This window comes from Paenibacillus sp. NPDC093718, assembly GCF_050279985.1.
In the GTDB taxonomy this organism is placed as follows: Bacteria; Bacillota; Bacilli; order Paenibacillales; family Paenibacillaceae; genus Paenibacillus_AQ.
Map to the genome: position 1 here is coordinate 1 of NZ_JBNNUS010000001.1, position 26,687 is coordinate 26,687.

The following is a 26,687-nucleotide window of genomic DNA, read 5'->3' on the forward strand; positions in this document are numbered from 1 at the left end:
GGCTGTAGCTCTTGTTTGCCATTTAAGACCATTCCTTTCTTTGAGCCTGAACATCTCAATTTTATCGGAATGGTCTTAGTGGTAAAACCGCTGATCCCTCCACCCGCATAGCGGGTGGTTTTTTTGTTTCGCGCGTTTCACGCGCTCAACTGGCTAAAGCCATAATAAAAAAACCGGAGCTCTTCTCAAGAAGAACTCCGGTTTGTTGATAACTGAGCATCTTACGCGTGAAATTATTGTCCGTCCAATACTTCCTTCACATAGCCGGCCCGAATAACAAAGTCACCGAAATGCTCGCCTTGCTCGCGTTCTTGTGCATATTGCTTCATGAGGGGACGAAGGGAATCCAAAATCTCGGCCTCTCCGATGTTTTCCTTATACAGCTTGTTCAGCCGGTGTCCGGAGAAACCGCCACCCAGGTACATGTTATATTTGCCAGGCGCCTTTCCGATAAATGCGATTTCGGCCAGCATCGGTCTGGCGCACCCGTTCGGGCATCCGGTCATTCGAATGACGATATCCTCTTCGCGAAGGCCGTTCTCTTCCAGAATGACATCGATTTTATCCAGTAACGTCGGCAGATATCGCTCGGATTCGGCCATAGCCAATCCACATGTCGGTAAGGCTACGCATGCCATGGAATTTCGTCTCAGGGCAGAATAATGATTACCGTCCGTAAGTCCATAACGCTTGATGAGGTCTTCAATCTTTTTCTTTTTATGGCTGCTGACATTAGCAATGATCAGATTCTGATTGGCCGTCAGACGAAAATCTCCATTATGGATTTGAGCGATTTCGCGCAGACCTGTCATCAGCAGGTAATCGGATTCGTCTTTCACACGTCCGTTTTGGATGAACAGCGTAAAATGCCATTTGCCATTGCTGCCTTTAACCCAGCCGTAGCGGTCTCCGTTATGATCAAAATGAAACGGTTTTGCCTCCTCCAGCTTCCAGCCCAGACGGCTGGTCAGCTCGTTGACAAACCAGTCGATACCGCGATCATCAATCGTATATTTGAATCGGGCATGCTTGCGCACCGCGCGGTCTCCGTAATCACGTTGAATCATCACCGTCTTCTCGGCCAAGTCAACGATCTGCTCGGGTTTGCAGAAACCAATGACTTTCGCCACTTGAGGATAGGTTAACGAATCACCGTGCGTCATCCCCATGCCACCGCCTACCGAAACGTTAAAGCCTTTCAATTGTCCATCCTCAATGATTGCAATGAAGCCAAGGTCTTGGGAAAATACATCTACATCATTGGATGGCGGCACGGCCATCCCGATCTTAAATTTTCGCGGCAGGTACACCGGGCCGTAGATCGGCTCCTGCTCTTCCCCCTCTTGTAGGCTGTCTACGATCTTCTCGCCGTCTAGCCAAATCTCATGATACGCACGCGAGCGCGGATCGAGATGACTGCTAAGCATTCGTGCCCATTCGTAAACCTCCGAATGAATTTCGGATTGATAGGGGTTCGGATTGCACATCACGTTACGGTTGACGTCGCCGCAAGCAGCCAATGTGCTAAGCATGGCTTCATTCACTTCTTGAATGGTGCTCTTCATATTCCACTTCAATACGCCATGAAGCTGAAAGGATTGGCGTGTGGTCAAACGAATCGTCCCGTTGGCGTACTTTTGGGCTACACGGTCCATCATCAGCCATTGCTCCGGAGTCACGACACCGCCAGCGGCGCGAACACGCAGCATGAACTGGTACGCGGGTTCCAGCTTTTGCTTATGTCGTTCGTTACGCAAATCCCGGTCATCCTGCATATAACTGCCGTGAAATTTCATCAGCCGGTTATCGTCTTCCGGAATCGACCCCGTTATGCGATCCTCTAAGGTCTCTACAAGACTGCCACGCAGATAGTTGCTTCGACGCTTGATGTCCTCAACATCACTGTGCGGCGCACTATGGGGTGATACTAGATTATTATCAGACATGTTCCTTTTTCTCCTCTCGCAACCACAGGGGTGATCTTAATACACATCCCGCTGATAACGTTTCTGTTGCTGCATGAGCGTCAAATATTCCGCAGCTTCTTCCGGACTCATCCGGCCTTCTTGTTCGAGAATAGACCCCAACGCAGAATGCACATCATGAGCCATCTTCTTCTCATCGCCGCAGACATAGACGCAAGCTCCTTCTTGGAGCCACTGATATAAATCCTTGCTCTTCTCCAGCATGCGGTGCTGTACGTACACTTTTTTGTCCGTATCCCGTGAGAAAGCAACATCCATGCGCGTCAATACTCCATCCTTCAACCAACGCTGCCATTCAATCTGATAGAGGAAGTCCGTCGAGAAATGCTGGTCTCCGTAGAACAACCATGATTTCCCTTCTGCCCCCGTCTCTTCCCGTTCTCCCAGAAAGGCTCTGAAAGGTGCCACGCCTGTACCGGGTCCGATCATAATGATCGGGGTGTCCGGATTCTCGGGCAGCTTAAAGTTCGGGTTATGCTGAATGTATACCGGCAGCGTATCGCCCGCTTTCAGACGTTCCGCCAATTGCACGGAGCATACGCCGTAGCGGCGGCGGCCATGTGCTTCATATCGCACCGTTCGAACGGTAACATGAACTTCATCAGGGAAGGCTTTGGAGCTGCTGGCAATCGAGTACAATCGGGCAGGAATTTTGCGCAATATGGATACAAAATCGCTTGCCGCCACTTGCTGCAGGCCATAATCCTGTACCAGATCAAGCAAATCCCGTTCCTCGATATAGGTGCGCAATTCTTGCTCATTACCTGGCTCCAGCAATGTCCGAAGTCCTTCATTCCCTGAAATTTTAACCACTTGCTCGATCAATGGTTTCGTGAGAACGGTAATTTCGTAGTGACGGAGCAAGGCATCCCGAAGAGCTCGCGCTTCACCTTGTTTATTAATAACGACCACTTCATCAGCATTCCATCCCATTGCAGCGATGAGGTCATCCACCAGCTGCGGATGGTTTTCCGGATAGACTCCTAAGCTGTCGCCCGGCTCGTACTGCAAATTCGATCCTTCAAGAGAAATTTCGATATGACGAGTTTCACGGTCGGATCCTCTTCCATTCAAATTCAGATTCTCAAGGATTTCCGCTTGAAATGGATTGCTTCTCGAAAATTCCGATTCCGTACTATCGCTCAGGGCAACCGCACTCCCTTTTTCGACAACGGATGATCCCGAACCAGCCTCATTCAACGATTGAAGAACCTGATTCATCCATTCTGCAGCCGACTCATCAAAGTCCACATCGCAATCGACTCTTGGCGTCAGTCGCTTGCCGCCCAATTCCTCGAGCCGTTTGTCGAAATCTTTACCCGTTTGGCAGAAAAATTCATACGAGGTATCCCCCAGCGCCAGTACGGAATATTGAAGATGATCTACCTGAGGTGCCCGCTTGCTATGCAGAAATTCATAGAATGGTATAGCATTATCCGGCGGCTCTCCCTCTCCATGCGTACTGACAATAATCAGGAGATTCTGCAATTTCTTCAGGTTATTTGGTTTAAAATCGCTCATAGAAGACATCGTGACCCGCAGGCCAACCTCTTCCAGCTTCTTCGATAACTTTTTCGATAATCCATGACCATTGCCTGTCTGTGATCCGTACAGGACTGTGACTTCTTTAGTAGCCGTCGCCACCGGTGCCGATACAGCAGCTAACGTGTTCGCTTGTGGTGCTGCCGCAACTGCTGCTGCGGCTGCCGTTCCCTGTAATGCAGCGATGAATCCGCTGAGCCAGGTCCGCTGGGATTCCGTCAGTGTAGGCAGTAGGCGGTTCAGCAGTTCCACCTGCTCCTGATTAAAAGGACTGTTCATTACTTGAAGTTCCAACAATATCCACCTCTCGAAAGCGCACATTATTAATTCCTACTATTACGATACAATTAATTTTATTACTCCTCTGAACCTATCACAGCTTACCTGGACCGGTCAATTACAATGTTCTTATAGCATTTATCAGTTTTACTAATAAATCGATTTTCCGGGCTTAACTATAAGTAAAACCAAACATGCTTACTATAGAGAATATCGATATCTTCGAATGGCAATGATACCAATGATAAGGAGGAAGATATCGGATGTTAAATCATGATTGCAATTTTACCCCACTGAAAAACAAATTGAAGGAACAGCTCACGGATATCACGAGACAATTACAGCGTATCATCGTCAACCTGGACCAGGACAGTTCATGTCTGCTGGGTGAGCTGGATCTTGTCAGAACAAAATTCTTAGAAGCCGAATCGATTTCTTCTACGTATTATCTCAATTGTTTTCTCTTCCCCTTCACCAGCAAATATCAAGAAATCGCTAAATCCATATATCATCTCAGTCAAAAAAAACGGGGTGCGCTCATTGTGATTCAACGGGAAGATGGGCTTGATTCGTTAATGACGCCAGGTATTCCCTTGTCTGCAGAAATCACAAGTCCCCTGCTTGAATCCATATTCGTTCCAGACAGCCCGCTGCACGATGGAGCCGTGCTCGTACGTAAAGAAATGATTATTTCAGCCGCGAACGTGCTGCCGTTAACAGCCAAAACGTATGGGGATCGTAAGCTCGGCACGCGTCACCGTGCAGCCATTGGCTTGTCCGAAATCAGCGATGCCTTGGTACTCGTTGTATCGGAGGAGACGGGCAAGACTTCCTTCTGCATGGAGGGCACACTCTATCCTTTATCCATCAGCAGCCCCTAATATTTAATGCTTATGTAGAGCCTCCTCCTAGATAGCAAATGCAGTGAAAACTTCCTTGAAGGCTCCCATCTACAAAAAAAGCACTTGATTCCAAACCATGCAAAAGAGCCGCAGATGCTGATTCTGCGGCTCTTTTTATGGATCATCCCATGGTGGAATTTTTATGCAAATGTATAGGTCCAGAAACGTTCCGTACCGAAGCGCTGCTCCACTTCCTTGGCCTTCATCTGTTTCTTACCCAGCAGCTCCGCTGCCTGGAATTGAGAGCGATGGGCTTGAATGGAGTTCAGCTTCTGTACCATGAACATGGATACATCTTGATAAACATCCGGTTTACCCAATTCTTGCTCACAATTGTTGGAGAATGCCAGACATTGAACGACAGGTCTATCTCCGGCCGGCATCCGCTGAATCGTGCGGATTACGGCCGCGCCCGTGGCGTCATGGTCAGGGTGTACGCTATATCCAGGGTAAAACGTGAACACCAGCGATGGCTTTATCTCCTGCAGCAGAGAGGCAATCACGCTATCCAGGTTATTTTGATCCTCGAATTCAATCGTTTTATCATGGAAACCAAGCAATCTCAAATCCTGTATGCCTATCGCTTTGCAGGATTCCTCCAGCTCTGCTTTGCGAATGGTTGGAAGCGTGATACGGTTCGCAAACGGTGGAATGCCCATATTACGGCCCATCTCCCCAAGCGTTAAGCAGGCATAGGTAACATGAGCGCCTTCCATAATATATTTAGCCAGCGTACCGGACAAACCAAATGCTTCATCATCCGGGTGCGGCAATACGACCAGTATGTTTTGCTCCATCAATCCTCGTCTCCTCTCTCTATTAAAAAGGCTCCCGGCTCAACTGCAAAGCGACAACCAGTTTGCCCTGACTGTCATGACCCGCCATGATCAGCCGATCGGTATCCGTCTGTTCGAAATGGGTGAGTCCTTCCGTATACACCCAGCCTTGGCTCATTTTCAATCCAACCCGATAGGGGCCATTACCGGATATCGAACCGTGGCTGTAACGAATGGTTGCATTCGTAATAAAGTTAGCTGCGGGGTGCTTCGTGCTGTCATAATGGGCAGCGTAAGCGCCTGTCGTCATCTCAAGATGAATATATAAATCCTGATCCTTCAATTTATCAATCATTTGTTGCACTTCGGTTTGATTTATGAGTTCCATATTTCCCTCCAATATAAAGAATCACAACATGCAAGCAGTCGATAGCATCATTCTATCATAATTATAGAGCAGGACGAAATTACACGAACCCGATCATCATATTAACTCACAGCAAAAAGAGAGGCGTATTCCGGCTGTACTGCATAGGTTCTAAGGTCGTGCTCCGAAATAACCGTATAACCTTCCCTGCGCAGCAGAGCCGTAGTCACCCCATAACCGGCTATCTTCTCATTGGCAAATTCTCCATTATAAATCATGGCACTTCCGCAGGAAGGACTGCTCTCTTTCAGTACGATCAGCAAAGCTCCGAGCTCTTGTGCCATTCGAAGGGCTTGGTATGCACCTTTTAAATACATCTCCGTCACGTCTTTCCCGGATAACTCAACCACTCTAGCATTCCCTGCCAGTACGTCATCGCCGTTTCCTCCAACGATCTCCGCAGGCTCTCGTGGAGTTGAGAATCCGCCAAGCAGTTCGGGACATACGGTCACGGCTTTCTTCGCTTCAAGCAGCTGCTGAATATTCGTATCCAAGCTGTCCGTAGCGTTATAACGAACCTTCAAACCGGCTAAACATGAGCTTACAACAATCACAAAGGCCACCTCAAATCTCTCGTTCTAACCTATTTACTGCATACTACTGCCTAAGCCATTTGCTCTCATTTTAGTATCAGGAATCGGAACTCAAATGTCAACGAAATGCATAGGGTACCGATCATATCATTTATCTAACGTAACATGGGAGCAACCCTTTTGAGGAAGTGATTCATTAATAATGGCAAAGAAATCAAAATCGGCGGATCATCCAGCCGGGGAACATGCAGAGTTACATGAAGATGCGGAGTCTTAGCGTTTGGGGTAACGATAATCGGTTCCTTCGAACGGGTACGCAGTGTGGTAGACTTCGGAAGCAAAAAATCGACCGCCTGCATGCCCCATGGAACCGATGTAGCCATCAGATAATACGTTCCGGGTCTGACGTCGCCGAACCGAAACGAGCCGACGGAAGATAACAAAGTTCCATATAAGGGAAGCCCTTCGGGAATCGGCTTGGCAAACAGCCCGATCAAGATGACACCCTGAAATGGAGCCATCGCCTCTACCGTGCCTTCAACAGTGAGATTGGGATTCTCGACCGGAATGGAGTCACGCCAGCTGTTCAGTTTCTGCAGGGATGACAAATGCTCGTCGGCTTCTTCCTTCGAGTTTCGAAACTGGGAAGGGGTCACGCCTACTCTTTCCGTGAAGCGTGTCGTAAATGTGCCCAGACTCTGCTGACCGATCTCCATGGCGATATCCCGGATACTCAGATGTGTATGTAAGAGCAAGTCCTTCGCCTTCTCTAAACGAAGCGAGGACACATAATATAATGGAGGCAGACCGATTCGATCCTTAAATATACGTGAAAAATGATATGGGCTGTATCCAATGTAATCCGCCAGTGTCGATAACGGAAGGGGCTCATCAATATTTTTGTGAATATACGCGATTACCTCATCGATTTCAGCATATCGATCAGTCATCAGGTCTGCACCATCCTTCATTCCGGATATTATGTATGGGTTCAATCCAAAACGTTCGAAGAACAACTGTTCGCATTCATACTATCATATCCATCTAAAAAATGGAAGCTTTATATGTTAAAAATATCACCTTGCAAGTATAATCATTCACATAAAAAAAAGCCGCGCTGCAAGCGCGGCTTTCTCACCATCAATCCAAGTCCGGAATATGAATCTCAACCTCTTTTTTGCTCTGGGAAGAACGCAAAATGCCGTCCAGAATCGCTTGATTCCGAAGCACCTGCTCTCCCGGGATCGGCGCAGGCTTGCCTTCGCGCACAGCGCTTACGAAATCCTTGATTTTCTCCTGAAATACGTTAAGATCATGGTGGACCAGCGGTATGGCGCTTTCGGTATGATGACCTTGGATATCATGGAACATGGAGATTGATCCTACCTTCCCGTCCCACACACCGCTCCAAGGGCCTGAACCTGCCGGTGTAATCTTCATGCCCGCATCCGTGCCCAGGAACATCGTTGCCCCCAGCGTATCCATATGCATAGCCCATGACGTTTTAAAGTTAAGCACAAGGTCTCCTTCGAATCGAACCATCGCTACGCCGAAATCCTCAACATTAAACGCGCCGGATTCGGAGTGGTATTTGGGGTTTGTTCCAAAATAATTCGATGTATACGCGGATACCGTTAACGGCTTGGGATATCCAAGCGCGTTCAGGGCCATGTCCAAGGAATAACAGCCAATGTCCGCCATGGCGCCTGCCCCTGAAATCTCCTGCCGGACAAACGTTCCACCCGGCATTCCACGGCGGCGGCCGCCTCCGGTTTCCACATAATACACTTTTCCAAGCTCGCCCTTTTGAATCAGATTCTTAATGATGCCCATATTCGGATCATAACGCGGCTGGAAGCCCACATTGAGCATATTTCCGGTTTTCTTCGAAATCTGAACCATCTCGATGGCTTCATCCAACGTGACCGACATCGGTTTCTCGAGCATTACGTGTTTGCCCGCTGACAGCGCATCAACCGTGGTGCTATAATGCGCAACGTTTGGCGTACAGATGCTCACGCCATCCAGGTCGAGATCCAACAATCTGCGGTGATCATCAAATCCGATCGCTCCCTGAAGTCCCCAGCGCTCAATAAATTGATCGGCTCTGCCTGGTAAAATATCAGCTACGGCGACAATCTGCACATCATCAATTTGTTTATAATATTTTGCATGCTCCCCCGCAATGCCGCCGCTTCCAATAATTCCAATTCGAATGGTTTTGCTCATGACTGATACTCCCCCTACAATTTCACATTCATTGCCCGATATGTTGATGGCGTATATCCATATCTCTTTCGAAACACGGTATGCAAATAACTTCCGCTTGAGAAGCCTTCGTGGATGGCGATTTTATCAATCGACCAATTGGTATCGATCAGCTTCCTGCATACGGCTTCAAGCCGGACATGCTCCAGTATTTCGCTGAAGGACTGCCCTTCCGCTTGCTCCTTGAATATTCGCTGCAGCTGTCTTGAGCTGATATGCAGCTTCTCCGCGACGTCATCCAATACAACCTCTCCCGAAGAGTTCGCATGAATATACTCCAGTGCCAATTGATAGCGGTAAGCCTTCATATCCCGTGAAGGCAGTTCCGCTTCCGATGGCTCGGATTCATGTGCGCGTACTGCGCGCAGCAGAATCTGAATAATGCACTGCTTAATCGTTGTATACAGACCCGAATACTTCTCTTGAGAAGCCTGATAAGCCTCAAGGAAATACGGCATCGCACGATGGATATCCATCGTTGGCTTCAGCGGTAATCCTCTCAGCTTCTCCATACAGTCATCGGCTTCGGCCATTTCCCATGGATCCGAAGCAGGCAGTGCCGGACTCTCATGATCGGATACCTCATCGCGCGGAATAATGTCCACGTGCAGACATAATTCGTCCATCGGCTCCGCTGCATCCGCCTCTTGATAATGAAGCACATTCGGACCCGTTAGATAAAACATGCCTTCCCGCAGCGCATAAGGCTCCTCTTCCATAATAACGGTCCCCTTGCCGCGGGGTATGAAATGAAATTCATACTCCGCATGCTTGTGGAAGGAGACGATCTTTCCTGGCGGGAAGGTGGTGAGATGAAACCGAAGAACCCGGATCTCATAACGTCCCCAATAAACTCTCAGGTCAAGTCGCTCCAAGGCATCCTGCCGATCTTTCATCAATTCGTATGGAAAATGGTTATTCATCCTGATGCATCATCCCTGTATCTTATACTCTTATGCTTGCAGTTCATCCAAACGAATGGCGCGATGCTCTTTGGCCGAACGGTTGGATGCTTCCATTAGTTTGGTTAGTTCAACCGCATATGCGATATTTTCCTCTGCGATGGTATCTTCTTGAATATGGGAAATCCATTGTTCAAATGCACTTGCACGATTCGCCGGTACCGGCAGCTCAACCCAAGCATCCTTGTACTCTTCTTTTTTCGTTGAACGAATCAGAAGCTTGTTGTCAGGCGTTCCGTACAGGATCGTTCCATCCGTACCATGAATTTCAATCGTAAATGGCGAGAAGCTGTTAACAAATCCGGCTTCTACCACACCGACAGCCCCTGTAGCCGTAGAGAGCGTAGCAACGGCGTTGTCTTCCACCTCTTTACCCGTGATGTATCCGAAATTCGCATGGACATCAACCGCTTCTTCACCGAGGAACAAGCGTGTCAAATACATCGGATGGCAGCCCAGATCGATTAATGCGCCTCCACGGCACTCCTCCAGGCTGTAGAAATGCTCAGGCAGCCAACCGGCAGTCGCGCCATTATGAGACAAGCGTACGCGAACGAGTGTTACGGTGCCGAGCAGCTCTTGCTGCAATACCTCGCGGATTGCCAAGGTATAGCCGTCATTCAGCCGCGGTAGCGATACCGTGAATTTGACTTGGTTCTTATTCACGGCATTGATGATATCGTTGACCTCTTGCAGGGTGGCCGCAATTACTTTTTCCGTGAAAATGTGTTTGCCTGCCGCCGCGGCTTTCAACATGACTTCTCTATGCATGGATGTCGGAGCATCCACGATCACGGCATCGATATCGTCACTTTGCAGCATGTCGTCCAGGGACTCATAAAAAGGCACGCCTTGCTTCTCTGCAGCTTCTCTTCCCCGCTCTGGATTCTCATCCCATACCGCTACGATTTGAGCATCCGGATGCTCCTGCGCTTGTTTCGTATAATCCCACGCGTGTACATGCCAATAACTAATTTTTCCGATTCTAATCATTCTCGTCACCTCAGTATCTAATATTAAGACATCATGCCATTAATCTATCACACGAACCGCCCGATTCACAGTGTAAAATTGCGACAATCAAGTTAGATATCACGACATGATGACAAAGAAAAACTCCGCCAGGTGACGGAGCGGGATGTCTAACAACTAAAATTTCAATCGTTCTCTTGCAGACGTGATATGTGCAGTATGGTGCTTCCCATGCCAGGCGTACATGCCCGTGGCGTATTCCAGGCTGGTTTTTTGCCGGTTCTCGGGGTGATAGAACGTTCTGAGATAGTCTTCGTTACTCATGATGTTTAATAACGCGGCCCATCTGGCGTGTATGCCATCAATCAAAACGAGTGATGTTTCAACGTCCACCGTCATTGAATCCTGAAGGGCTGCCCACTTCTGCTCGTCATAAGGCTTAATCGTTGGGTTGTCTTCCGTTAAAGCAAGTTTGAACCGGATATAGCTGTTCATATGACTGTCAGCCAGATGGTGAATGACCTGTCGAATGCTCCAGCCTCCATCTCGATATGATAAATCCAGCTGTTCCTGGCTTAGCCCCTGCACGGCAGCCCTCAGTTTCTCCGGCAGGCTCTTAATCTCTTGAATCCAGAGCTCCCTTTGTTCAGGCGTCGATGGCCCTTCCCATTCAAATTGTCCTATCGGGTATCTCAAATCCACGCTTCCTCACTCCTTGACCATCATTTTTTGAATAATTCGTATGGTAATGATAATAGCATTTTACAACGAGCCCATGATATCTTCAATTTCCTTCATTTGTCCGTCCGATAGTGGTCCGAAAAGAGCAGCCCCAGTCAATTCCTCTACTTGCTTCCTCGTTTTAAAACCCGGAATCGGGATCGCGACGTGGCTTCTTCCCCAAATCCATGCCAGCGCCCCTTGCACTAAAGTCCGATCTTCACTGGTTAAAATCTCCCGGACCGCCTCAAGTTTAGCCAGAAACGATGGTACGGGTTTACCATCCTTGAAATAGGAAACCCAATCGTGACCGCTCCCCCTTACATCTTGATCACTGAATCTGGAGTCATGATTGAATTTCCCGCTTAAGAGCCCCATAGCCAAAGGTGTATTATTGATGCTTGCTAAACCGTAACGCTCGCAAAGTGCAAGCATCTCCTTGTCGTCACTGAGAACATTCAGCACATGTTGAATTGCCGCGGCTTCCGATTTACGAGCAAACCATTCGGCATTGGCCACATCCCATGTACTCCAGCCATATGTACGGATCAGCCCTTCTCGACGAAGATCGTTCAAGGTATCAATCACGGCATCCACCTCGCCTAGACTTAATCCGCCTACATGAATTTGATAGACATCGATATAATCGGTATCCAGGCGTTGAAGTGATCGCTCGCAAGCGCTACGGACATAATCCGCTGAAACATTGTGACGAGTAAAAACCTCCTTGGTTGACTCATCATACGTAAAACCGAATTTGGTGGCAATCACCGCTTCCTGCCGTCTTCCCTTTAACGCTTGGCCCAGGACCCGTTCACTATGGCCCGTTCCGTATACATCTGCAGTATCAAAAAAGTTAACGCCCTGTTCCAACGCAGCGTGAATCCCCGCTATGGATTCGCGTTCGTTCACCTCTCCCCAGCCATCCGCCAAGCCGTCCAAAGTAAATTTCCCGCCTATAGCCCAGCAGCCGAGACCGAGCGGACTTACCGATATTTGCGATCTGCCTAACATTCGTTTCATTGTAATTTCCTCCCTTTTCGAATCGGTTCGTCATCATTATAATAAGGAGAATGGTCTGTGATGAGATCCAATAATAACGAATTTGGAGGAACCAATTTAGAGGAGGGATACGGTGTACGGCATTCATATCGACCGTGAATCTAAACTGACGGTAACCCGTCAGATATGTCAGCAGCTGCGAAGGATCATCGAATCGGGACAACTGACAGCCGGAACACGTCTGCTTCCTACGCGCGTTCTGGCAAAAGAATGGGGGATTGCGCGTAATGTCGTCATTGAGGTATATGAACAGCTGACGGCTGAAGGATATCTGGAGGGGCGTGTAGGCTCCGGCACCTATGTAGCGGAAGGTATCATCCCCACTCTCAATCCGCGTACCGCTCCCCCTTCGAGCAAGCAGCCGATCCAGAGGCAGATAACCACTAAGCATGAACATGTCATTGATTTTGCCACGGGCGTTCCCGATCGGAACATGTTTCCACGACACATCTGGGCCAAGTATTTGAAAGAAGCCACTGAATCTTCCGAATATGAAGACCATGATTACGGTCACATCATGGGTGATTCGACTCTGCGCTCTGCGATTTGCGACTATGTATTCCGGGCTAAAGGCATCCAATGCTCACCCGAACAAATTGTGATTGTGTCCGGTGCCACCGAAGGGTTCCTTCTCCTTGCCAAATCGTTATTTTCCAAGTTTCATTCCATCTATATCGAAGACCCGACAATCGATATTACCCGGGATATTTTTCAGACGATGAACTATCATCTTGTTCCGGTCGAGGTTGATCATAGCGGAATGCGCGTCGACGCCTGGTCGAGTATCGCTCCAGGTCATCTGGTTTTATTAACGCCATCACATCAGTTTCCAACCGGCAGCGTATTATCCATTCAGCGCAGGCATCAGATCATTGGGATGCTGGAGGCAGCCGACTCTTTCGCTATTGAGGATGATTATGACAGCGAGTTCCGGCTTCGAGGGATCCCTGTGCCTCCTCTACAGACGCTGTCTCCTTCAAGAGTTATCTATGTAGGAACATTCAGCAAAACGCTGTCTCCCAGCCTTCGGATCGGATTTATGATTGTACCACCGAGTCTAACCGATACCATTGCCGAAATGAAAGATAAACTGAATTTACATACTCCGTACATCATTCAAAAAGCATTAAGCCAATTCATGTTGGACGGGTATCTGGAACGGCATATCCATACGATGAAGAAAATGTACAAGAAACGGCGTAATGTCATGACGGAGCAGCTTCATCATTTATTCGGAGCAGATATTTCCATTCTCGGCGATGATGCGGGAATGCATCTTCAGATTATTTTCCATCCACAGCCCTACGCCCTTCTTCCATGGAATGACACGGCTTCTTACGGGTTCCGTGTTGAGCCTGTATCGAATTACAGGATCTCATCCTCTAGCCCCCTCCGTTCAACCGGTATCGTGTTAGGATACGGAAACCTGTCATCCGAAGAAATCGAGGAAGGATTACGCCGACTTTCCTTATTCGCTTCCTCTTGCAATACACTCACTTGAATATTAACTTATTATGGATTTTATATGGATTCATGCTTTCACCCACTACATTTAAAAAAATGGCTCGTCCGCTGTATGGGAACCGAGCCATTTCTGTTTTATCCAGGGATTCGATGTCAAATTCCCTCAATCCGTTCAAAATTACGCAGCGTCCGAAGTGCATTCCATGTCAGAACGCCCTTCCATTCCTCCTTGGCTAACGGCCATACCTCTTCGTACTGGTACCAGCTCCAATTGGGCTCCCAGGCACCATCTTCCCCTTGATTCCCTATAAGCACATCCAGTTCCAGCGGAAGAAGCTCGTGGTATTTAGCAAAATAGGGCGAATCCGGCGAATCCATAATGCTGAGGGGCGTTGCTCCGTATCCCTCGCGGCTGCCAGGATCCCTGCTTATGCAGTTATCCATGAAGATCTCAAGTGTTTCTCCGATCTCGGACGCCTGTTCTTTTGGCAATCTTTCGTTCAAACGCAAATAACAAAACAATTCATGCATTTCATGAAGATCGCTGGATTGTTTCAGGTAGTTCACAGCATAATCAATCCTTGATTCCAAAAACTCCAAAGGGTACAATTCCCGCTCGTCGATAAAATAGGCGATAATATCCGCATTCGGATTTCCCCAATGATCCTTGAAGGCACCATACTGCCACCATATCGCCCTAGGAGACTGCTCGGCTTCCTTAGGGATGATATCCCACCCTGACCGTTCTGGCACATAGGAAAGCTCGAGATACTTTAAAGCGGAGATCACCCGTTCGTTCCGCTCCGGATGATCTGGAATCAACCGAAGAATCTCCAGCGCTCTGGTTGTTGCCAGAGCAGATGACTCTTTGCACCGAAGATCAGGCTCAAGTCCATGACCATATCCACCGTCCTCGTTCTGATAGCTGTCCAGCTCAGTCAACACGTCCTTAAACGCCCCGTTCTCGAAATCATACCGGAACAATGACCGTTCAAGGTTCCTGGACTGGTGCAGCATATATTGCCTGGCTTGTTCAAATCGCATCCTGTTTAGCTTCTTCACTTGGGTTCAAACTCCTCGTAGAAAGTGATTCGGTTGCCGAATGGATCCGTGATACATAGCTCTTTGCTGTTCCATGGTGCAATCTCTATTCCGGGTCTGGAATACGGATAGTTCTGGGTTAACAGCTGTTCATGAAACCCATCAATCCCCGCCATCTCCACGCGAATGGCTGCTCCAGGAGAACAGTCACCGTAATGCTCCGTCAAATGAATCGTTACCCAATCCTTTGATATTTGCATGTAAAGCGGTGCCGAATCGTCAAAGCGGTGTTCCCAATCCAAGGTAAAACCAAGATATTGAATATAGAATTCCCTTGCCTTCGGTTCATCTAACACCCTGAATAAAGGTATGACTTTGCTCATGGTCTGCCCCTAACTAAAACCGTATTTTTCTAACTCGTTATGTATGCGCTGCCGTTGACTTATTTAGAATATATCATATATTCCGCCAGGCTCGTCCTAAATCTAAAAACCCAGCACAGATCCATACATCCACGTTGCTGGGCCATCTTTTGCAAGTATTCAATTATAATTATTCATTCCTGGTCACTTTGGCTAACTTCTTGGCCTTCTCGCGTTTAATACGACTCCACACCAACAAAACGACAAATGAGCTGGCCAGGCAAATAAAGATCACTTTCAAGTAATGCTCCACCACGTTCAGAATGTACTGCCACTGCTCGCCGAATATAAAACCAATGCTGAAAAAAGCCAATACCCATGCAGCCACACCCGTATATCCGTACATCCACACCGTCCGATAGGGAACCCGAATCATGCCGATAAAATACCCGATAAACTGCCTGACCCCGGGTATGAAAAAACATATAATGAGCAGCTTATTTCCATACTTGTTGTAATAGGCCTGCGTCTTCTCTACAAGGGACGGCTTGATAAACAGCCATTTTCCATAGCGCTCGATAAGCGGCATCCCGAGCTTGTATCCCAGGATATAGGTGATGGTTAACCCCATGGCCGCTCCCATAAAAGCAGAACCAACTGCAGGAACCATATCGATAATTCCTTTATAGGTTAAAAAACCGGTATAGGTCAATGTGCTGTTTCCAGGAGGAATTGGAAGAGCAATAAAATCAAGAGGGAGCCCAATCAGTAACACTAGATAACCATATTGTTCAAATAACTGCTCAACCAATTCAAACAAATTCATGGGGAAAACTCCTTCATCTTACCGATAGCTGTCATAGTAGTGATGTAGCGCATCATTCACATAAACTTCTCTGTTCAGGACCTCGTAGGGCACCGGATTCACATCTTCAGACCATTCACGGGAAAAGCGCTGATTCTGCTGTATATCCATCAGTCTTGTCAGGACCAGCAAAGCCGAATCTTTATGCGTGTTCAAGGAGGCCTGTCGTTTCATCTCTTGCAACAAGAACGGACTCTTAATTAATGTCAGCAGTTGGTGCTTCAATTCACCGGCCATGGCTTGCCGTGCCACGCCTATTCCAACCAGATAATCCGCATTATCCTGCTCTTGGCCTGGCAAGGGTTTTACTAACAGCATCGGCCGCTCCATCGTTAACGCCTCGGAAATCGTGAGTCCTCCAGGCTTTGTCACCATCAGGTCCGCTATCGCCATCAATTCATGCATACGATCCACATAACCCATTACAGTGATTTGCGGATGACCTTCAAACTCCTCCAGCAGTGCTTGATATAACTTCACATTACGGCCGCACACGACCATAAATCGAACATCCTTTGGGTATGCCCTTGATTTTAATAGTTCGATAATTTCTTTATCGATCATCCCTTCACCGCCGCCCATGATCAACACGACCTGCTCGGATGGACGCAAGCCATAATGGGCTCGAAGCCGTCCGGGATCCATTGGCTGACTATACAGCGGATTGACGGGGATGCCGGTTACAGAAATCTTTTCGCTTGGCACGCCTTTGCGCTCCAATGCAACCTGTACCACATCGGAACCAACCATGTAATAATCCGTATGAGCGTGTATCCAGTAGCTGTGATCCGTATGGTCCGTCATGACGGTTGCCGTCGGCACATTGGTAAAGCCCATCCCTTTCAGCAGAGACATGCCAGCTGCTGCCGGCGGAAACGTACTGATCACGATAGCCGGATTTTCCGTTTCCAGCATCGTGCTAAGCTTGTGAAGACTGAAGGTGCTGAAGCGTTTCAGCATATGGATGAGCGTGTTTTCCTCGCGCGTTTTTTGGAATAAATAGCCGTAAACGGATGGAAAATGCTTCATCCACTGTACAAAGAAAAACTGACCGGCCACATGCAGCCGTGGATGGGTTAACTCCATATAATCAATGACTTTAACGCGCAGATGAGGGTAGTTTCTTTTTGCTGATTCCACAATGGCCTTTGATGCCTGGTTGTGACCCTCTCCCAGACTTCCGGTTAATATGATGATTTTTTGCTCATTTATGGATCTCATGAATATTACTCCTTATCTAACGTTATGTGATTCCAATGACATGCATCAGGTAAACGACCAGCCATCCTGAACCGAATCCAATCAGACTGCCTGCCAGACAATCGGTCGGGTAATGATATCCCCAATAAATACGGGATAGACCGACGAGAACAGCCAGGATAAGCAGCAGTATCGTTGGCAGCGGTGATACCAGAAACAGCAATGGTGTAATGACGGCAAAGATCGCCGTGGTATGTCCTGACGGGAAGGAATAGTCCTTCAATGGGAAATTTCCGATCTTCACCTGCTCCAGAACCCGAAACGGACGATCTCTTCTGACGATCTTCTTGATGAGGACAACAATCAGATGGCTAACGGTTAAAGCAATGGCACTCTGATATGCCGTTATGTCCCATGCTTCAAATGCTGCCCAGGCGATGAGCAGTGCACTCAGAATCGTGAAGGTGGCTCCACCGAGGTGGGTGATTCCGCCGAACAACCGATCAAAGGCTCTGTTGCTGATCGTCTGGTTACACCAGACGAATACCCGATGATCAAATCTTCGCAATCGCTCTATCATCACTCTTCACCTGCCGTTACATCCGTTGAATCTTTTGGACCCTGCAGAACAGGGACCTCCGCACGTTTCTTCTTGCGGTTCTTGATAAGGCGCACCGTCAGCCAGATCCCTCCTATCAGAGCACCTACAGACAGTAGAATTATCGTAAGTACGCCGTCCACCATATGCTCTGCAGCACGCCCGTACACGTAGAACAGTATACCTACGGTATAGAATTTCACGGCACGCCCGAGGGCTGCATAGCTGAGCAGTTTCCATAAAGGATAACTCATACAGCCGGAGAGGATGGTGAAGATTTTGAAGGGAATCGGCGTAAACGCACCGACAAGAATAGCGGCTTCCCCATGCTTGGTGAACAATGTGGTGGCCGAATCGTACCATTTTTTCTTCATGATCTTGGTTAAGACCAAATTTCCGGAAACCTTACCGATTCCATAACCAATCGGCGTTCCGATCAGGCAGCCGACAAATCCGATCGTGGCAAGCCAGATCGCACGGTCTGGACTCAATGCACTTAAAGACAATTGCGAGAAAAGAGCCGGAATCGGAAAAATAATCGCATCGATCATAGCATGAATAAATAATCCGATATCGCCTAAATTACGTAAAAAATCCATCAGGCCTTGTCTCCTCTGCTAGGCTTCCTACTTGGCAGCCCGTATGCTGTGCGATATCGTTGGTTACATTTAAAATCGAAATCATCCGTTCACATTCCTCTCCGAAATCATGTTAATGAAAGGATATCATGATTGGAGAAGGATGCCTTCCGTCTTCAGACGATAATGAACCTAGACTTAGGTCTAGATACTAATAGTAGATATAATATAGTAGATATAGTATAAACGAGTTTTATGATCAATAAGTTGAGTTTATAACCATTTGGATCAAAAACAAAAAAACAGCTTAGCCGCAATGCGGCCAAACTGCCAAGTTACAAGACCATGAACTATTCAAATTCACAAATTTGCGCGACCTCTCGGATCGAGTTCACCACATGATCGGCCTGCGATAAGTCCTGATTCCCCGAATTCGGGTTTACGAAGCCGATGCATGTCATGCCAGCCGCCTTCGCTGCGGCCACGCCATGCCGGGCATCCTCAAGCACGATGCAATGCTCCGGGTCCACACCGAGCATTTCAGCCGCCTTAAGATATACATCCGGGGCCGGTTTTCCCTTTTCCACCTCTTCACCGCTCACAACGCATTTAAATTGATCCAGGAGATCAAACTTACGCAAAACGGCCGAAATAAATACAGGTGGCGATGATGATGCAATAGCTGCCGGTATGTTACGTGCCTTAAGCTCCGCAAGGAGCTCCCGGATCCCATCAATAGGCTCCATTTCCCGTGAGGTAAGTATTTCGATTTTATTGGACAACTGGTATTCAATGATTTCCGAAACGGATTGGGTAAGCTGATGTTCATCTTTAATGGCTGCCCACATCTCCGGATTGGTCATGCCTACATACTTCTCCAGCTGTTCATGAGTTATTGCCGATCCATAATCGTTCATCACCTGAATATCGACTTCAAAATGAAGCGGTTCACTGTCAATAATGACCCCATCCATGTCAAAAATAAATGCCTGTATCATGTTCATGCTCCTTTATTGAAATGTTTTTTTAGTTAACGCCAGATTATATCGAGTACCGTTCCCAGCATTCCGGATTTATGGCCTCTGAGGACATCGGGATTGAATACTTCGACGAAGCCGCATCGGGTACAGGATACATAGTGATCACTCAAATGAAATGATATCGTGCAGCTCCATAAGGGAATGAATCTCATACTTAGGTTGAATGGCTGCCGGGTTTGCCTTGCGCAGCGGGTTATACCAGCAGGTGTCGATCCCGTAACGGATACCTCCTTGTATATCGGAGGTTAATGAATCGCCGACAATGAGAACTTCCTTCTTGTCGGGGTGGTTCAACTTATCGAAGGCATAATCGAATATGCCTTCGTGAGGCTTTTGGGACCCTGCATCCTCCGAAACAATGATGCATTCAAAGTAATCGCATAACGGCGACCGGCTGATTCGGTTAAACTGCACCTCCTTAATTCCGTTCGTGATGATTGCCATTCGTTGACCGCGCTCGGTCAGTTGTCTGCACAGCTCTTCCGCCCCTTCCATTAGGAAGGAGCCTTGCCCTAAATATTTTATGTAAACATCGCTAAAGGCATCGGCATCCAAGGCGCACGTAATGCCGTGTTCTGCCAACAGCCGCTCGAACCGGGCCGTACGCAATTCGCCCTGCGTCACGATCCCCTGCTCGAAATCACTCCACAACTGCTGATTAATGCGTCTGTAGCTGTCTACGATGGCATCCGTGCACTCCTGACCAATTTCGCCAAATACGCCGGATAACGCAAAAGCCTCCGACTTGGCATAGTCGTATAAGGTTTCATCTGCATCAAATAAAATAACGTTGTAACGCACGGCTGCCCTCCTTACATGCTGTCATCTTCAGAGCATAACTCTTCCTAACTCCGGATTCTTCATTTTTTATTGATCTTGGCTCATCGAAACAGTCTCTGACATCGAATGCAATCTGGATTGATCATTCATTTCCCGAATCTTTTGCCTTTGTTGGTGCATTAGATGATCCCTGTTACTCTTTACCAGCTCCGTTAGACGAACTAGTATTAACAATAATAATGTAATGATTACCCCTGCTGCTAGTATGAGCATGATCCATTCATCTACTCCCAAGAGTATAAATAGCAGCAATTCGATCAAAATGAAGATTCCTACACCCAAGGCAAGCTGTTTCATAATACCTCCTTAACTCTCTCTGCGGAGTTTATAGAGATGATGCCGCTCCTGCTAGCTCAATTTCGCCCACATACTTAAACCCGCATTTTTGGATCACTTTATTGGAGGCATGATTATGAACGACGGCTAAAGCGCTCAGCTCACGCTCGCTTGTATTCCGGAACAAGAACTGGATTAATGCCCGTACAGCTTGGGTTGTATATCCCTTATTGTAATGCTGATTAGAGATTCCGTACATCATTTCTCGATTGGGCTGGGGCAGCGCCTCCTTAGGACCTGTAATGCACCAGCCGATACATTCGCCTGTTTCTTTCAAGACCATGGCTAGTCGCAGACGCAGCTGTCCCACATCCCCGCCGTTATGAACAGCCTGCAAGGACTGTCGATTCTCCACAATTTCATAGTTGGTTAACCATTCGAAGCCGCTGTTCCCTGGGGACATCCCAACCGAGCAGGAACTGTCTAATCTCCGGTTCATGCGTGATCTTAAAGATCGCATCAAGATCTTCCACCATATATTCCCTGAGCAGGATGTCCCCACATTCAATCGTGAAGGGCTTTCCTGGGGAATGGATATGTGTCTTGTTGTTCAATTTAAGCCTCCTGTATTGATTGACTCATGTTCCCTGGCCCATGACGAGGGCTATCAACTGATCGGGCCGAGTATAAATATCATCAGGCTCAACGCCAAATTGTGCATTCTGAACAGTATCAAACCAATGCGCTCCAATGGTGAACACCTGGGCTGATTTGCCTGCCGCTATATCGGCATCGCTGTCGCCGACAAAAACCACATCCGATGTACTCAGGCTCAACAATTGAACGGCTTTTAATATTCCTTCCGGATCCGGCTTGGATCGTTCGACCTCATCACCCGTGATGGTAGCGGCAAACAGGCCGCCCAGCTCCAGATTTCTAAGACATATATCCAGGCACCTTCTGCTTTTTCCCGTAATAATGACCATGGGTATATGTAAATTCCACAGCTTCGAAATTAGATTCTGGATCGCTTCCGAAACCTGTACATGCTTCAGAAAATCTTTCTCGAAAACTTCGTAATAATATGCTACGGCTTCGTCAACATGGGCTGGATTCGAGAGATATTTAGTAATAATCTCTTCCTCCGTTGGTCCAAACATCTGCACGATCTCCCCATCGGTCAATGTTTTACCTTCATATTTCAAGAAAACCGCCCGGAACGCTTTAAACGAGAGCGGCAGCGTATCCGCTAAAGTACCATCAAAATCAAACAGCACCGCTTGAATGTTGGACATAACTCGCTCCCCTTTCACTTCAAGAACCCGCCTGGACAACACATCCGGCTCAGACCAAATTCAGCATCATCTGAATGGTAATCATCTTCCGATCATCATCTAACGTCGTAATACGGACATCGTAGGGCACAAAACCAAGTTTATGATAAAAAACAAGCCCTCTGGAATTGGTATTATGGCAGCTAAGAAAGAAGCGAGTCAATCCATATTTCTCTTTGGCTATATCCATCATGGTCTGTAACAGCTTCTGCGCGACTCCCATTCCCCTGTGCGACGGAGCAACAATAACATTCCCAAGCCACAGAGATTGGATCAATATCCTCATAAAAATTCGCGTAAGCGACTACCTGCGCTGTAGATTTTTCAACAATAACCGTGGGATCATATCGATTTTCCAACAAACTCAAGATTTGCTCCGGCGTCCAAGGGAACTCCGATCTGGGACTCACATAAAACAGCTCCTCCGGCGTCTGAGGAAAGCTGCATATCATTGATAAATCCTCGTCTGCCAGCGGCCTATGGATGTACATAATACAAGGTCCTCCTTACTTCATATTTCGTGCGATATACATGCCTCTTCCAATCAAGCCTTCTGGATCGTGCTCCACGTCAAGGCCCGCTTCCTGGAATGCCTCGATCATCTCTTTCACGGTAAAGAGCCCCATCCGATGCTCCTCCGTATAATGCTCGATTCCATGCTCGCTACCAAACAAATACTCGAATCTCATGATCGAAATATCGCCATCGCGGTCCGAATGGGACATCCTGCTCAAATGGATCCCGCGATGCTCGGTCATGATCGTGTCCACTCTTCCGGCAGTCCAGACATCCGGTGTCAGCCACGGCTCAACCAGCATGACACCCTCCTCGTTCAGATGCTCCTTAAACTGCGTAAGGGTCTGCACCAACAGCTCCAGCGTTTTCACATAACCGATGGAGCTGAACAGACATAGGATCACATCATATTTCCGGTTCAAGCGAAAACGGGTCATGTCGGCAACCGAATAATAACCATCCGGATTTTTCGACTTCGCGATCGAGACGAATTCCGGATTTAAATCGATACCATCGATCGCATAGTGCTGCTTTAAGAAAAAGGCATGTTCCGCGGTTCCACAGGCAACGTCGAGTACGGTCCGGTAATCCTTACCCTGTCTTTTTATATACTCCCGGACCTTCTGCGCCTCCTGCTCATAATCCTTAAAGCTGTAAATCACGTCATAATATTTCGACGATAAATCAAACATGGGTTCACCAACTTTCCACATCGTAAGTAACCTTCACGTCTTTATCTATAGCCAAATAAGAGTTCGTAGACTAAAAAGACCCTACTTAGATAACATCCTCTAAAGCCGGGGCATCTGCGCAAGTCATCTTCCATGATTATACAACCGTTCCTCAGATTGAGTAACCCTCTGTTCAAGTAAACAGCAGATTCATGAACATCCATGATTACGGTTGCATGTGCTTACCCTTCGATACGCTTGCGCCTGTACCAATAGGAATAGATCTCTTTGTACTGAAGACGATCGTATAACCGGCTTGCGGCAAAATTGTTCTGTACCACCTGTAAATAGCTGCTTGTAGCTCCATGTTTCTTGGCCCAATGCAGAATATGTAATAGTAACTGTTTGCCAAACCCGCGATTTCGATATGCCGGAGCGGTAGCCAGATCATATATTCCTACAATGCCCTGCTCCAAAGCTCCGATCCCGCATGCTACAGGTTCAGCTTGATCATATAGGATGAAGAATCCATACTGTATCACGGAATAGTTAAACAGCTTTCTTTTCACAGCCTTGTTCTTCTCGGAAATTCCGGTTATGTCCGCTAGCACATCCAGCCATTCATCGGTCAGCTTGTCTTCGATCTGAACTTCCTTATGGGATGGAGACTCCATATCTTCCAGCTGATCCAATACTCGGAGGCTTGTAGGATCCAGTACGGTATATCCTCTGGATTCTAAAATAGGATCAAGTTCCTGCGGATTGAATGGTGTGATTTTAAATACGACGTCAAGCCCGGCCTTAACATATAAACGCTCACATTGTTCAATCTGGCTATGAAGGTCGATCGAGGACTCCGTATAGAGAGCTTGAATTGAGTTGGATCTCTTGGTATAGCCGTCTGCAAATCGTAACAGCCATCCCTGTTGTGTCAAGGTTTGGAGCGCTGGCCAAGCGTTTAAGGTAAGCTCTTCGATTTTCTTATGCACGTAAACCACTCCTACAAATATGTTAGGAATAAATATACGTTAATATGAATTTTTATTCAATAAATAAAAAATGTATTCCTTTCTCTAAACCAGACCGTTCACCCGGTTTCGTTAGTGTAATTAACCGCCTTATAAACTGAATATAACTGGAACATCTGCGAGCCTTCGTTTCCATATCATATGGTCTGCTCCACTCCCCCAATGGTCCTGTAGGACATAATCGGGTTCACCGAGCTTCTTCTTCCATATCTTCTGTGCACGAGAGTATCCGCTATCCAAACAAAATTGCGCCAATCCTTTATTGAGAAGCGTAAGATACATGACATTTAACATTAAATTTCCTATCCCTTGCTGCTGGTAATCCGGATGAACAAATACCGTTCCGATTTCAACCACATCACGCAATTCCCCATCGGTAGCTTCCCGGATCAATGCATTGGATGGACCATACTCGATGCAGCTCACAATGTTGTTGTCTAGCAGACCGATGAGAAAATATCTCTCCTCACCGTTCGTTTCAAAATCTGCGTTCAAGTACCTATTTTTGCTGTCAATCTCCTGTTCAATATCCTCCAGTAAATCTGCCAAGCCTTCTTTGGCAAAAGTATCGGTAATCACGAACCTGAAAAAATGATCCAAGGCAATTATATCGCCGCGATTTGGTCGCCTGACTTCTACTTGAAGCATGTTTAGCCCTCCTTGTATCTTCAATTACAATAGACTCACAGATTTTTGGTGTGTTTCATAACATGGGCTTTAACCTCTTCCTTTTGTTCATCGGTTAGCTGGACGGGTTTCCAAGCATGATCATCAGGGATCTGGATGGTTAGAGGTTGATCAGTTGCCAAAAGTGCCTGATACTATTGTTGATCACCTTGTTTTCTCCAGACCGGATTTCCAATATGATCTTTGCCGCCGTTTCTTTAGCCAGCTTATAATCTTGAAACTCAATATGCCCTTGGCGTAAGGCTTCCTCAAGCTCATCTTCATCTTGAATGAAGAGGCTTCCGTCCGGAAGCACAATAACATCCAGATAGAGATCATCCCAATAAGGGATCCCTTCATCACTAACTCCATTCACCCTAGAAATATCGATATACCTTTGGACCACTTCATGGTTTTGGTTCAACATCGTGGTCACACAGAAATTGGAATCCAATGGAAACTGCTGAAGCCAGAAGTATCCTTCAGCTGCGAGGCACAATTCTTCGTCTTGATATTGAACGAATAACTTGCGCTCTACCTTATGGAGGCTAAGTAAAGTAACATATCCCTTGAAATCCTGTTCCTCAATCAATGCACATTTGAAATCTCTGCTTATAACTCTTCGCCAATCCAGCCTGTCAGCATATTTTCTTTTCACCATAACCTCCACGCACATGATTTCCCGATGATCAATAACGTGTTCAATTCGGCAGTTAACGAATACCTGCTGAACATAACATATTGATTAGCGTTGCTCCCATCTCTGGTCTGAGGCTTAATGATCGGTTTGTGCTAGTAAGCATTGAAGTGTGTACCTTTCGTTTTCACGCGTCTATTCCATGCGTTCATTGCGTATTACCATATGTAAGTGATCTTCCCAGACACCGTTAATCTTCAGGTATTTGATGGCAAGCCCTTCTTCGTAGAAGCCTAATCGTCTCACTACATTCAACGAAGCTTTGTTTCTTGGCATGATGTTAGCTTCCAGCCGGTGCAGCCCCAGCGTATCAAAGGAATAGGCGACCACGGCCCTTAGCGCTTCGGTCATATACCCTTTCCCCGTATGAGCCTGTGCCAGCTTGTATCCCACATGTGCCGATTGAAAGACGCCTCGAACGATATTGCTGATCGCAATCGAACCGATAATTTCATCATCTTTATGCAGCCACACTTTAAACAGAGATCCATCTGCTATGCTTCGGCTCTCCGCTGCCAGAATCTCCGCCTGCTTATCCAAGGTATAGAACTCAGCTTCTCTAGCAGGCTCCCACACCTTCCAATGCTCATCGTTCTTGACGATAAAATCCACCACATCCGCTGCCCGGTCCCGATCAATGGTCTTCAACTGCAGACGTGATGTTTGTATTGTAATGGACATACTATGCTCCCCCCCCTGAACAACTTAAACTGAAATCAGATAATACCATATCAGTCCCTTGGGATATAATGCTTTAGCTTTGATCGGGTAATTCCACGGGCTTTCCCTTCTGGTGTCAATCGGTATTCAAACTGCATAATCGTATCATGGGCAAAATAAATATATTCGACATCAGGCTCGTCCTTGAACACCACGACGACATAAAAGGGAGGCAGCTTAACCCCCCAGACGCCTTGTACAGACTGTATCTCATCCTTGCTGTAACGCTCTTCTTCAAGCAGGTAAGCATTCACCTTCTTAGCGTAGATCATTTTGTTTGCCTGCACGTACACAAAGGGAGACAGAAGCACAAGAACTAACAAAACCAATAATGCAATTTTGAGTTTCTTCATTTTATTTCCT

The 26,687-nt window shown here is 47.2% G+C and carries 32 protein-coding genes; 2 read left to right on the forward strand and 30 right to left on the reverse strand.

Features of this window, described 5'->3' with window-relative positions:
- Nucleotides 1–233: 233 nt before the first annotated feature.
- Nucleotides 234–1,946 carry an assimilatory sulfite reductase (NADPH) hemoprotein subunit gene (gene cysI / locus ACQKPA_RS00005; RefSeq protein WP_427488334.1) on the reverse strand — a complete coding sequence of 571 codons (1,713 nt, stop codon included), beginning with the start codon at nt 1,944–1,946 and terminating at the stop codon, nt 234–236.
- 36 nt (nt 1,947–1,982) lie between these two features.
- Nucleotides 1,983–3,821, reverse strand: a complete 1,839-nt coding sequence (locus ACQKPA_RS00010) for an assimilatory sulfite reductase (NADPH) flavoprotein subunit (RefSeq protein ID WP_427488336.1) — start codon at nt 3,819–3,821, stop codon at nt 1,983–1,985.
- 248 nt (nt 3,822–4,069) lie between these two features.
- Between ACQKPA_RS00010 and cdaS the strand changes: the two genes are divergently transcribed.
- Nucleotides 4,070–4,687: a sporulation-specific diadenylate cyclase CdaS gene (cdaS, locus tag ACQKPA_RS00015; protein ID WP_427488338.1), complete on the forward strand. Its 618-nt coding sequence runs from the start codon at nt 4,070–4,072 to the stop codon at nt 4,685–4,687.
- 161 nt (nt 4,688–4,848) lie between these two features.
- On the opposite strand, the gene bshB2 is transcribed toward cdaS, so the two are convergent.
- The 9 genes from bshB2 to ACQKPA_RS00060 form a co-directional block, all read right to left on the reverse strand.
- Entirely contained in the window at nt 4,849–5,505 is a 657-nt protein-coding gene (gene bshB2 / locus ACQKPA_RS00020) for a bacillithiol biosynthesis deacetylase BshB2 (RefSeq protein ID WP_427488340.1), read from the reverse strand.
- Between the two features lie 22 nt (nt 5,506–5,527).
- Complete coding sequence (locus tag ACQKPA_RS00025) at nt 5,528–5,872, reverse strand: YojF family protein (protein ID WP_098746169.1); 345 nt, start codon at nt 5,870–5,872, stop codon at nt 5,528–5,530.
- Between the two features lie 101 nt (nt 5,873–5,973).
- Nucleotides 5,974–6,465, reverse strand: a complete 492-nt coding sequence (locus ACQKPA_RS00030) for a DUF523 domain-containing protein (protein WP_427488343.1) — start codon at nt 6,463–6,465, stop codon at nt 5,974–5,976.
- A 134-nt stretch (nt 6,466–6,599) separates the two neighbouring features.
- Nucleotides 6,600–7,394, reverse strand: coding sequence for a helix-turn-helix domain-containing protein (locus tag ACQKPA_RS00035; protein ID WP_427488345.1), 795 nt, complete (start codon nt 7,392–7,394; stop codon nt 6,600–6,602).
- Nucleotides 7,395–7,584: 190 nt separating this feature from the next.
- Nucleotides 7,585–8,673 (reverse strand): Gfo/Idh/MocA family protein, encoded by a 1,089-nt coding sequence (locus tag ACQKPA_RS00040; RefSeq protein ID WP_427488347.1) that lies wholly within the window; start codon nt 8,671–8,673, stop codon nt 7,585–7,587.
- Between the two features lie 14 nt (nt 8,674–8,687).
- Nucleotides 8,688–9,635: an AraC family transcriptional regulator gene (locus tag ACQKPA_RS00045; RefSeq protein WP_427488349.1), complete on the reverse strand. Its 948-nt coding sequence runs from the start codon at nt 9,633–9,635 to the stop codon at nt 8,688–8,690.
- 30 nt (nt 9,636–9,665) lie between these two features.
- Complete coding sequence (locus tag ACQKPA_RS00050; protein WP_427488351.1) at nt 9,666–10,667, reverse strand: Gfo/Idh/MocA family protein; 1,002 nt, start codon at nt 10,665–10,667, stop codon at nt 9,666–9,668.
- A 156-nt stretch (nt 10,668–10,823) separates the two neighbouring features.
- The gene (locus ACQKPA_RS00055; RefSeq protein ID WP_427488353.1) at nt 10,824–11,348 is read right to left on the reverse strand and encodes a YfiT family bacillithiol transferase; all 525 of its coding nucleotides are present in this window, start codon (nt 11,346–11,348) and stop codon (nt 10,824–10,826) included.
- 60 nt (nt 11,349–11,408) lie between these two features.
- A complete protein-coding gene (locus tag ACQKPA_RS00060; RefSeq protein ID WP_427488355.1) occupies nt 11,409–12,389 on the reverse strand; it encodes an aldo/keto reductase in 981 nt (326 codons plus the stop codon).
- A gap of 112 nt (nt 12,390–12,501) precedes the next feature.
- On the opposite strand from ACQKPA_RS00060, the gene ACQKPA_RS00065 reads away from it, so the two are divergent.
- Nucleotides 12,502–13,929, forward strand: a complete 1,428-nt coding sequence (locus tag ACQKPA_RS00065) for a PLP-dependent aminotransferase family protein (protein WP_427488357.1) — start codon at nt 12,502–12,504, stop codon at nt 13,927–13,929.
- 116 nt (nt 13,930–14,045) lie between these two features.
- On the opposite strand, the gene ACQKPA_RS00070 is transcribed toward ACQKPA_RS00065, so the two are convergent.
- From ACQKPA_RS00070 to ACQKPA_RS00160, 19 genes are all read right to left on the reverse strand, one after another.
- Nucleotides 14,046–14,954: a hypothetical protein gene (locus ACQKPA_RS00070; protein ID WP_427488359.1), complete on the reverse strand. Its 909-nt coding sequence runs from the start codon at nt 14,952–14,954 to the stop codon at nt 14,046–14,048.
- Nucleotides 14,951–15,316: a glyoxalase superfamily protein gene (locus ACQKPA_RS00075; protein ID WP_427488361.1), complete on the reverse strand. Its 366-nt coding sequence runs from the start codon at nt 15,314–15,316 to the stop codon at nt 14,951–14,953. Before ACQKPA_RS00075 ends, ACQKPA_RS00070 begins: the two co-directional genes overlap by 4 nt.
- Before the next feature lie 169 nt (nt 15,317–15,485).
- Nucleotides 15,486–16,121, reverse strand: coding sequence for a DedA family protein (locus ACQKPA_RS00080; protein ID WP_427488363.1), 636 nt, complete (start codon nt 16,119–16,121; stop codon nt 15,486–15,488).
- An 18-nt stretch (nt 16,122–16,139) separates the two neighbouring features.
- On the reverse strand, nt 16,140–17,381 hold the full coding sequence (locus ACQKPA_RS00085) for an MGDG synthase family glycosyltransferase (RefSeq protein ID WP_427488365.1): 1,242 nt from the start codon (nt 17,379–17,381) through the stop codon (nt 16,140–16,142).
- 22 nt (nt 17,382–17,403) lie between these two features.
- Nucleotides 17,404–17,940 (reverse strand): phosphatase PAP2 family protein, encoded by a 537-nt coding sequence (locus ACQKPA_RS00090; RefSeq protein WP_194543254.1) that lies wholly within the window; start codon nt 17,938–17,940, stop codon nt 17,404–17,406.
- Nucleotides 17,940–18,557: a YqaA family protein gene (locus tag ACQKPA_RS00095; protein WP_427488368.1), complete on the reverse strand. Its 618-nt coding sequence runs from the start codon at nt 18,555–18,557 to the stop codon at nt 17,940–17,942. Before ACQKPA_RS00095 ends, ACQKPA_RS00090 begins: the two co-directional genes overlap by 1 nt.
- Before the next feature lie 329 nt (nt 18,558–18,886).
- Nucleotides 18,887–19,534, reverse strand: a complete 648-nt coding sequence (locus tag ACQKPA_RS00100; RefSeq protein ID WP_427488370.1) for an HAD family hydrolase — start codon at nt 19,532–19,534, stop codon at nt 18,887–18,889.
- A 144-nt stretch (nt 19,535–19,678) separates the two neighbouring features.
- Entirely contained in the window at nt 19,679–20,377 is a 699-nt protein-coding gene (locus ACQKPA_RS00105; RefSeq protein ID WP_427488372.1) for a YjjG family noncanonical pyrimidine nucleotidase, read from the reverse strand.
- Nucleotides 20,378–20,443: 66 nt separating this feature from the next.
- Nucleotides 20,444–20,713, reverse strand: coding sequence for a hypothetical protein (locus tag ACQKPA_RS00110; protein WP_427488374.1), 270 nt, complete (start codon nt 20,711–20,713; stop codon nt 20,444–20,446).
- 28 nt (nt 20,714–20,741) lie between these two features.
- Nucleotides 20,742–21,089, reverse strand: a complete 348-nt coding sequence (locus ACQKPA_RS00115) for a GNAT family N-acetyltransferase (RefSeq protein WP_427488376.1) — start codon at nt 21,087–21,089, stop codon at nt 20,742–20,744.
- 22 nt (nt 21,090–21,111) lie between these two features.
- Nucleotides 21,112–21,306, reverse strand: a complete 195-nt coding sequence (locus ACQKPA_RS00120; protein WP_427488377.1) for a hypothetical protein — start codon at nt 21,304–21,306, stop codon at nt 21,112–21,114.
- A 24-nt stretch (nt 21,307–21,330) separates the two neighbouring features.
- Nucleotides 21,331–21,987 carry an HAD family hydrolase gene (locus ACQKPA_RS00125; protein ID WP_427488378.1) on the reverse strand — a complete coding sequence of 219 codons (657 nt, stop codon included), beginning with the start codon at nt 21,985–21,987 and terminating at the stop codon, nt 21,331–21,333.
- Nucleotides 21,988–22,036: 49 nt separating this feature from the next.
- Nucleotides 22,037–22,249, reverse strand: a complete 213-nt coding sequence (locus tag ACQKPA_RS00130) for a GNAT family N-acetyltransferase (protein ID WP_427488380.1) — start codon at nt 22,247–22,249, stop codon at nt 22,037–22,039.
- A gap of 283 nt (nt 22,250–22,532) precedes the next feature.
- Entirely contained in the window at nt 22,533–23,255 is a 723-nt protein-coding gene (locus ACQKPA_RS00135; RefSeq protein WP_427488382.1) for a class I SAM-dependent DNA methyltransferase, read from the reverse strand.
- A 200-nt stretch (nt 23,256–23,455) separates the two neighbouring features.
- The gene (locus ACQKPA_RS00140; RefSeq protein WP_427488384.1) at nt 23,456–24,202 is read right to left on the reverse strand and encodes a GNAT family N-acetyltransferase; all 747 of its coding nucleotides are present in this window, start codon (nt 24,200–24,202) and stop codon (nt 23,456–23,458) included.
- Between the two features lie 129 nt (nt 24,203–24,331).
- Nucleotides 24,332–24,889 carry a GNAT family N-acetyltransferase gene (locus ACQKPA_RS00145; RefSeq protein WP_427488386.1) on the reverse strand — a complete coding sequence of 186 codons (558 nt, stop codon included), beginning with the start codon at nt 24,887–24,889 and terminating at the stop codon, nt 24,332–24,334.
- A gap of 139 nt (nt 24,890–25,028) precedes the next feature.
- Entirely contained in the window at nt 25,029–25,568 is a 540-nt protein-coding gene (locus tag ACQKPA_RS00150) for a DUF402 domain-containing protein (RefSeq protein WP_427488388.1), read from the reverse strand.
- A gap of 171 nt (nt 25,569–25,739) precedes the next feature.
- The gene (locus ACQKPA_RS00155) at nt 25,740–26,285 is read right to left on the reverse strand and encodes a GNAT family N-acetyltransferase (RefSeq protein WP_427488390.1); all 546 of its coding nucleotides are present in this window, start codon (nt 26,283–26,285) and stop codon (nt 25,740–25,742) included.
- Nucleotides 26,286–26,335: 50 nt separating this feature from the next.
- A complete protein-coding gene (locus ACQKPA_RS00160; RefSeq protein WP_427488392.1) occupies nt 26,336–26,677 on the reverse strand; it encodes a DUF3139 domain-containing protein in 342 nt (113 codons plus the stop codon).
- Nucleotides 26,678–26,687: the final 10 nt, after the last annotated feature.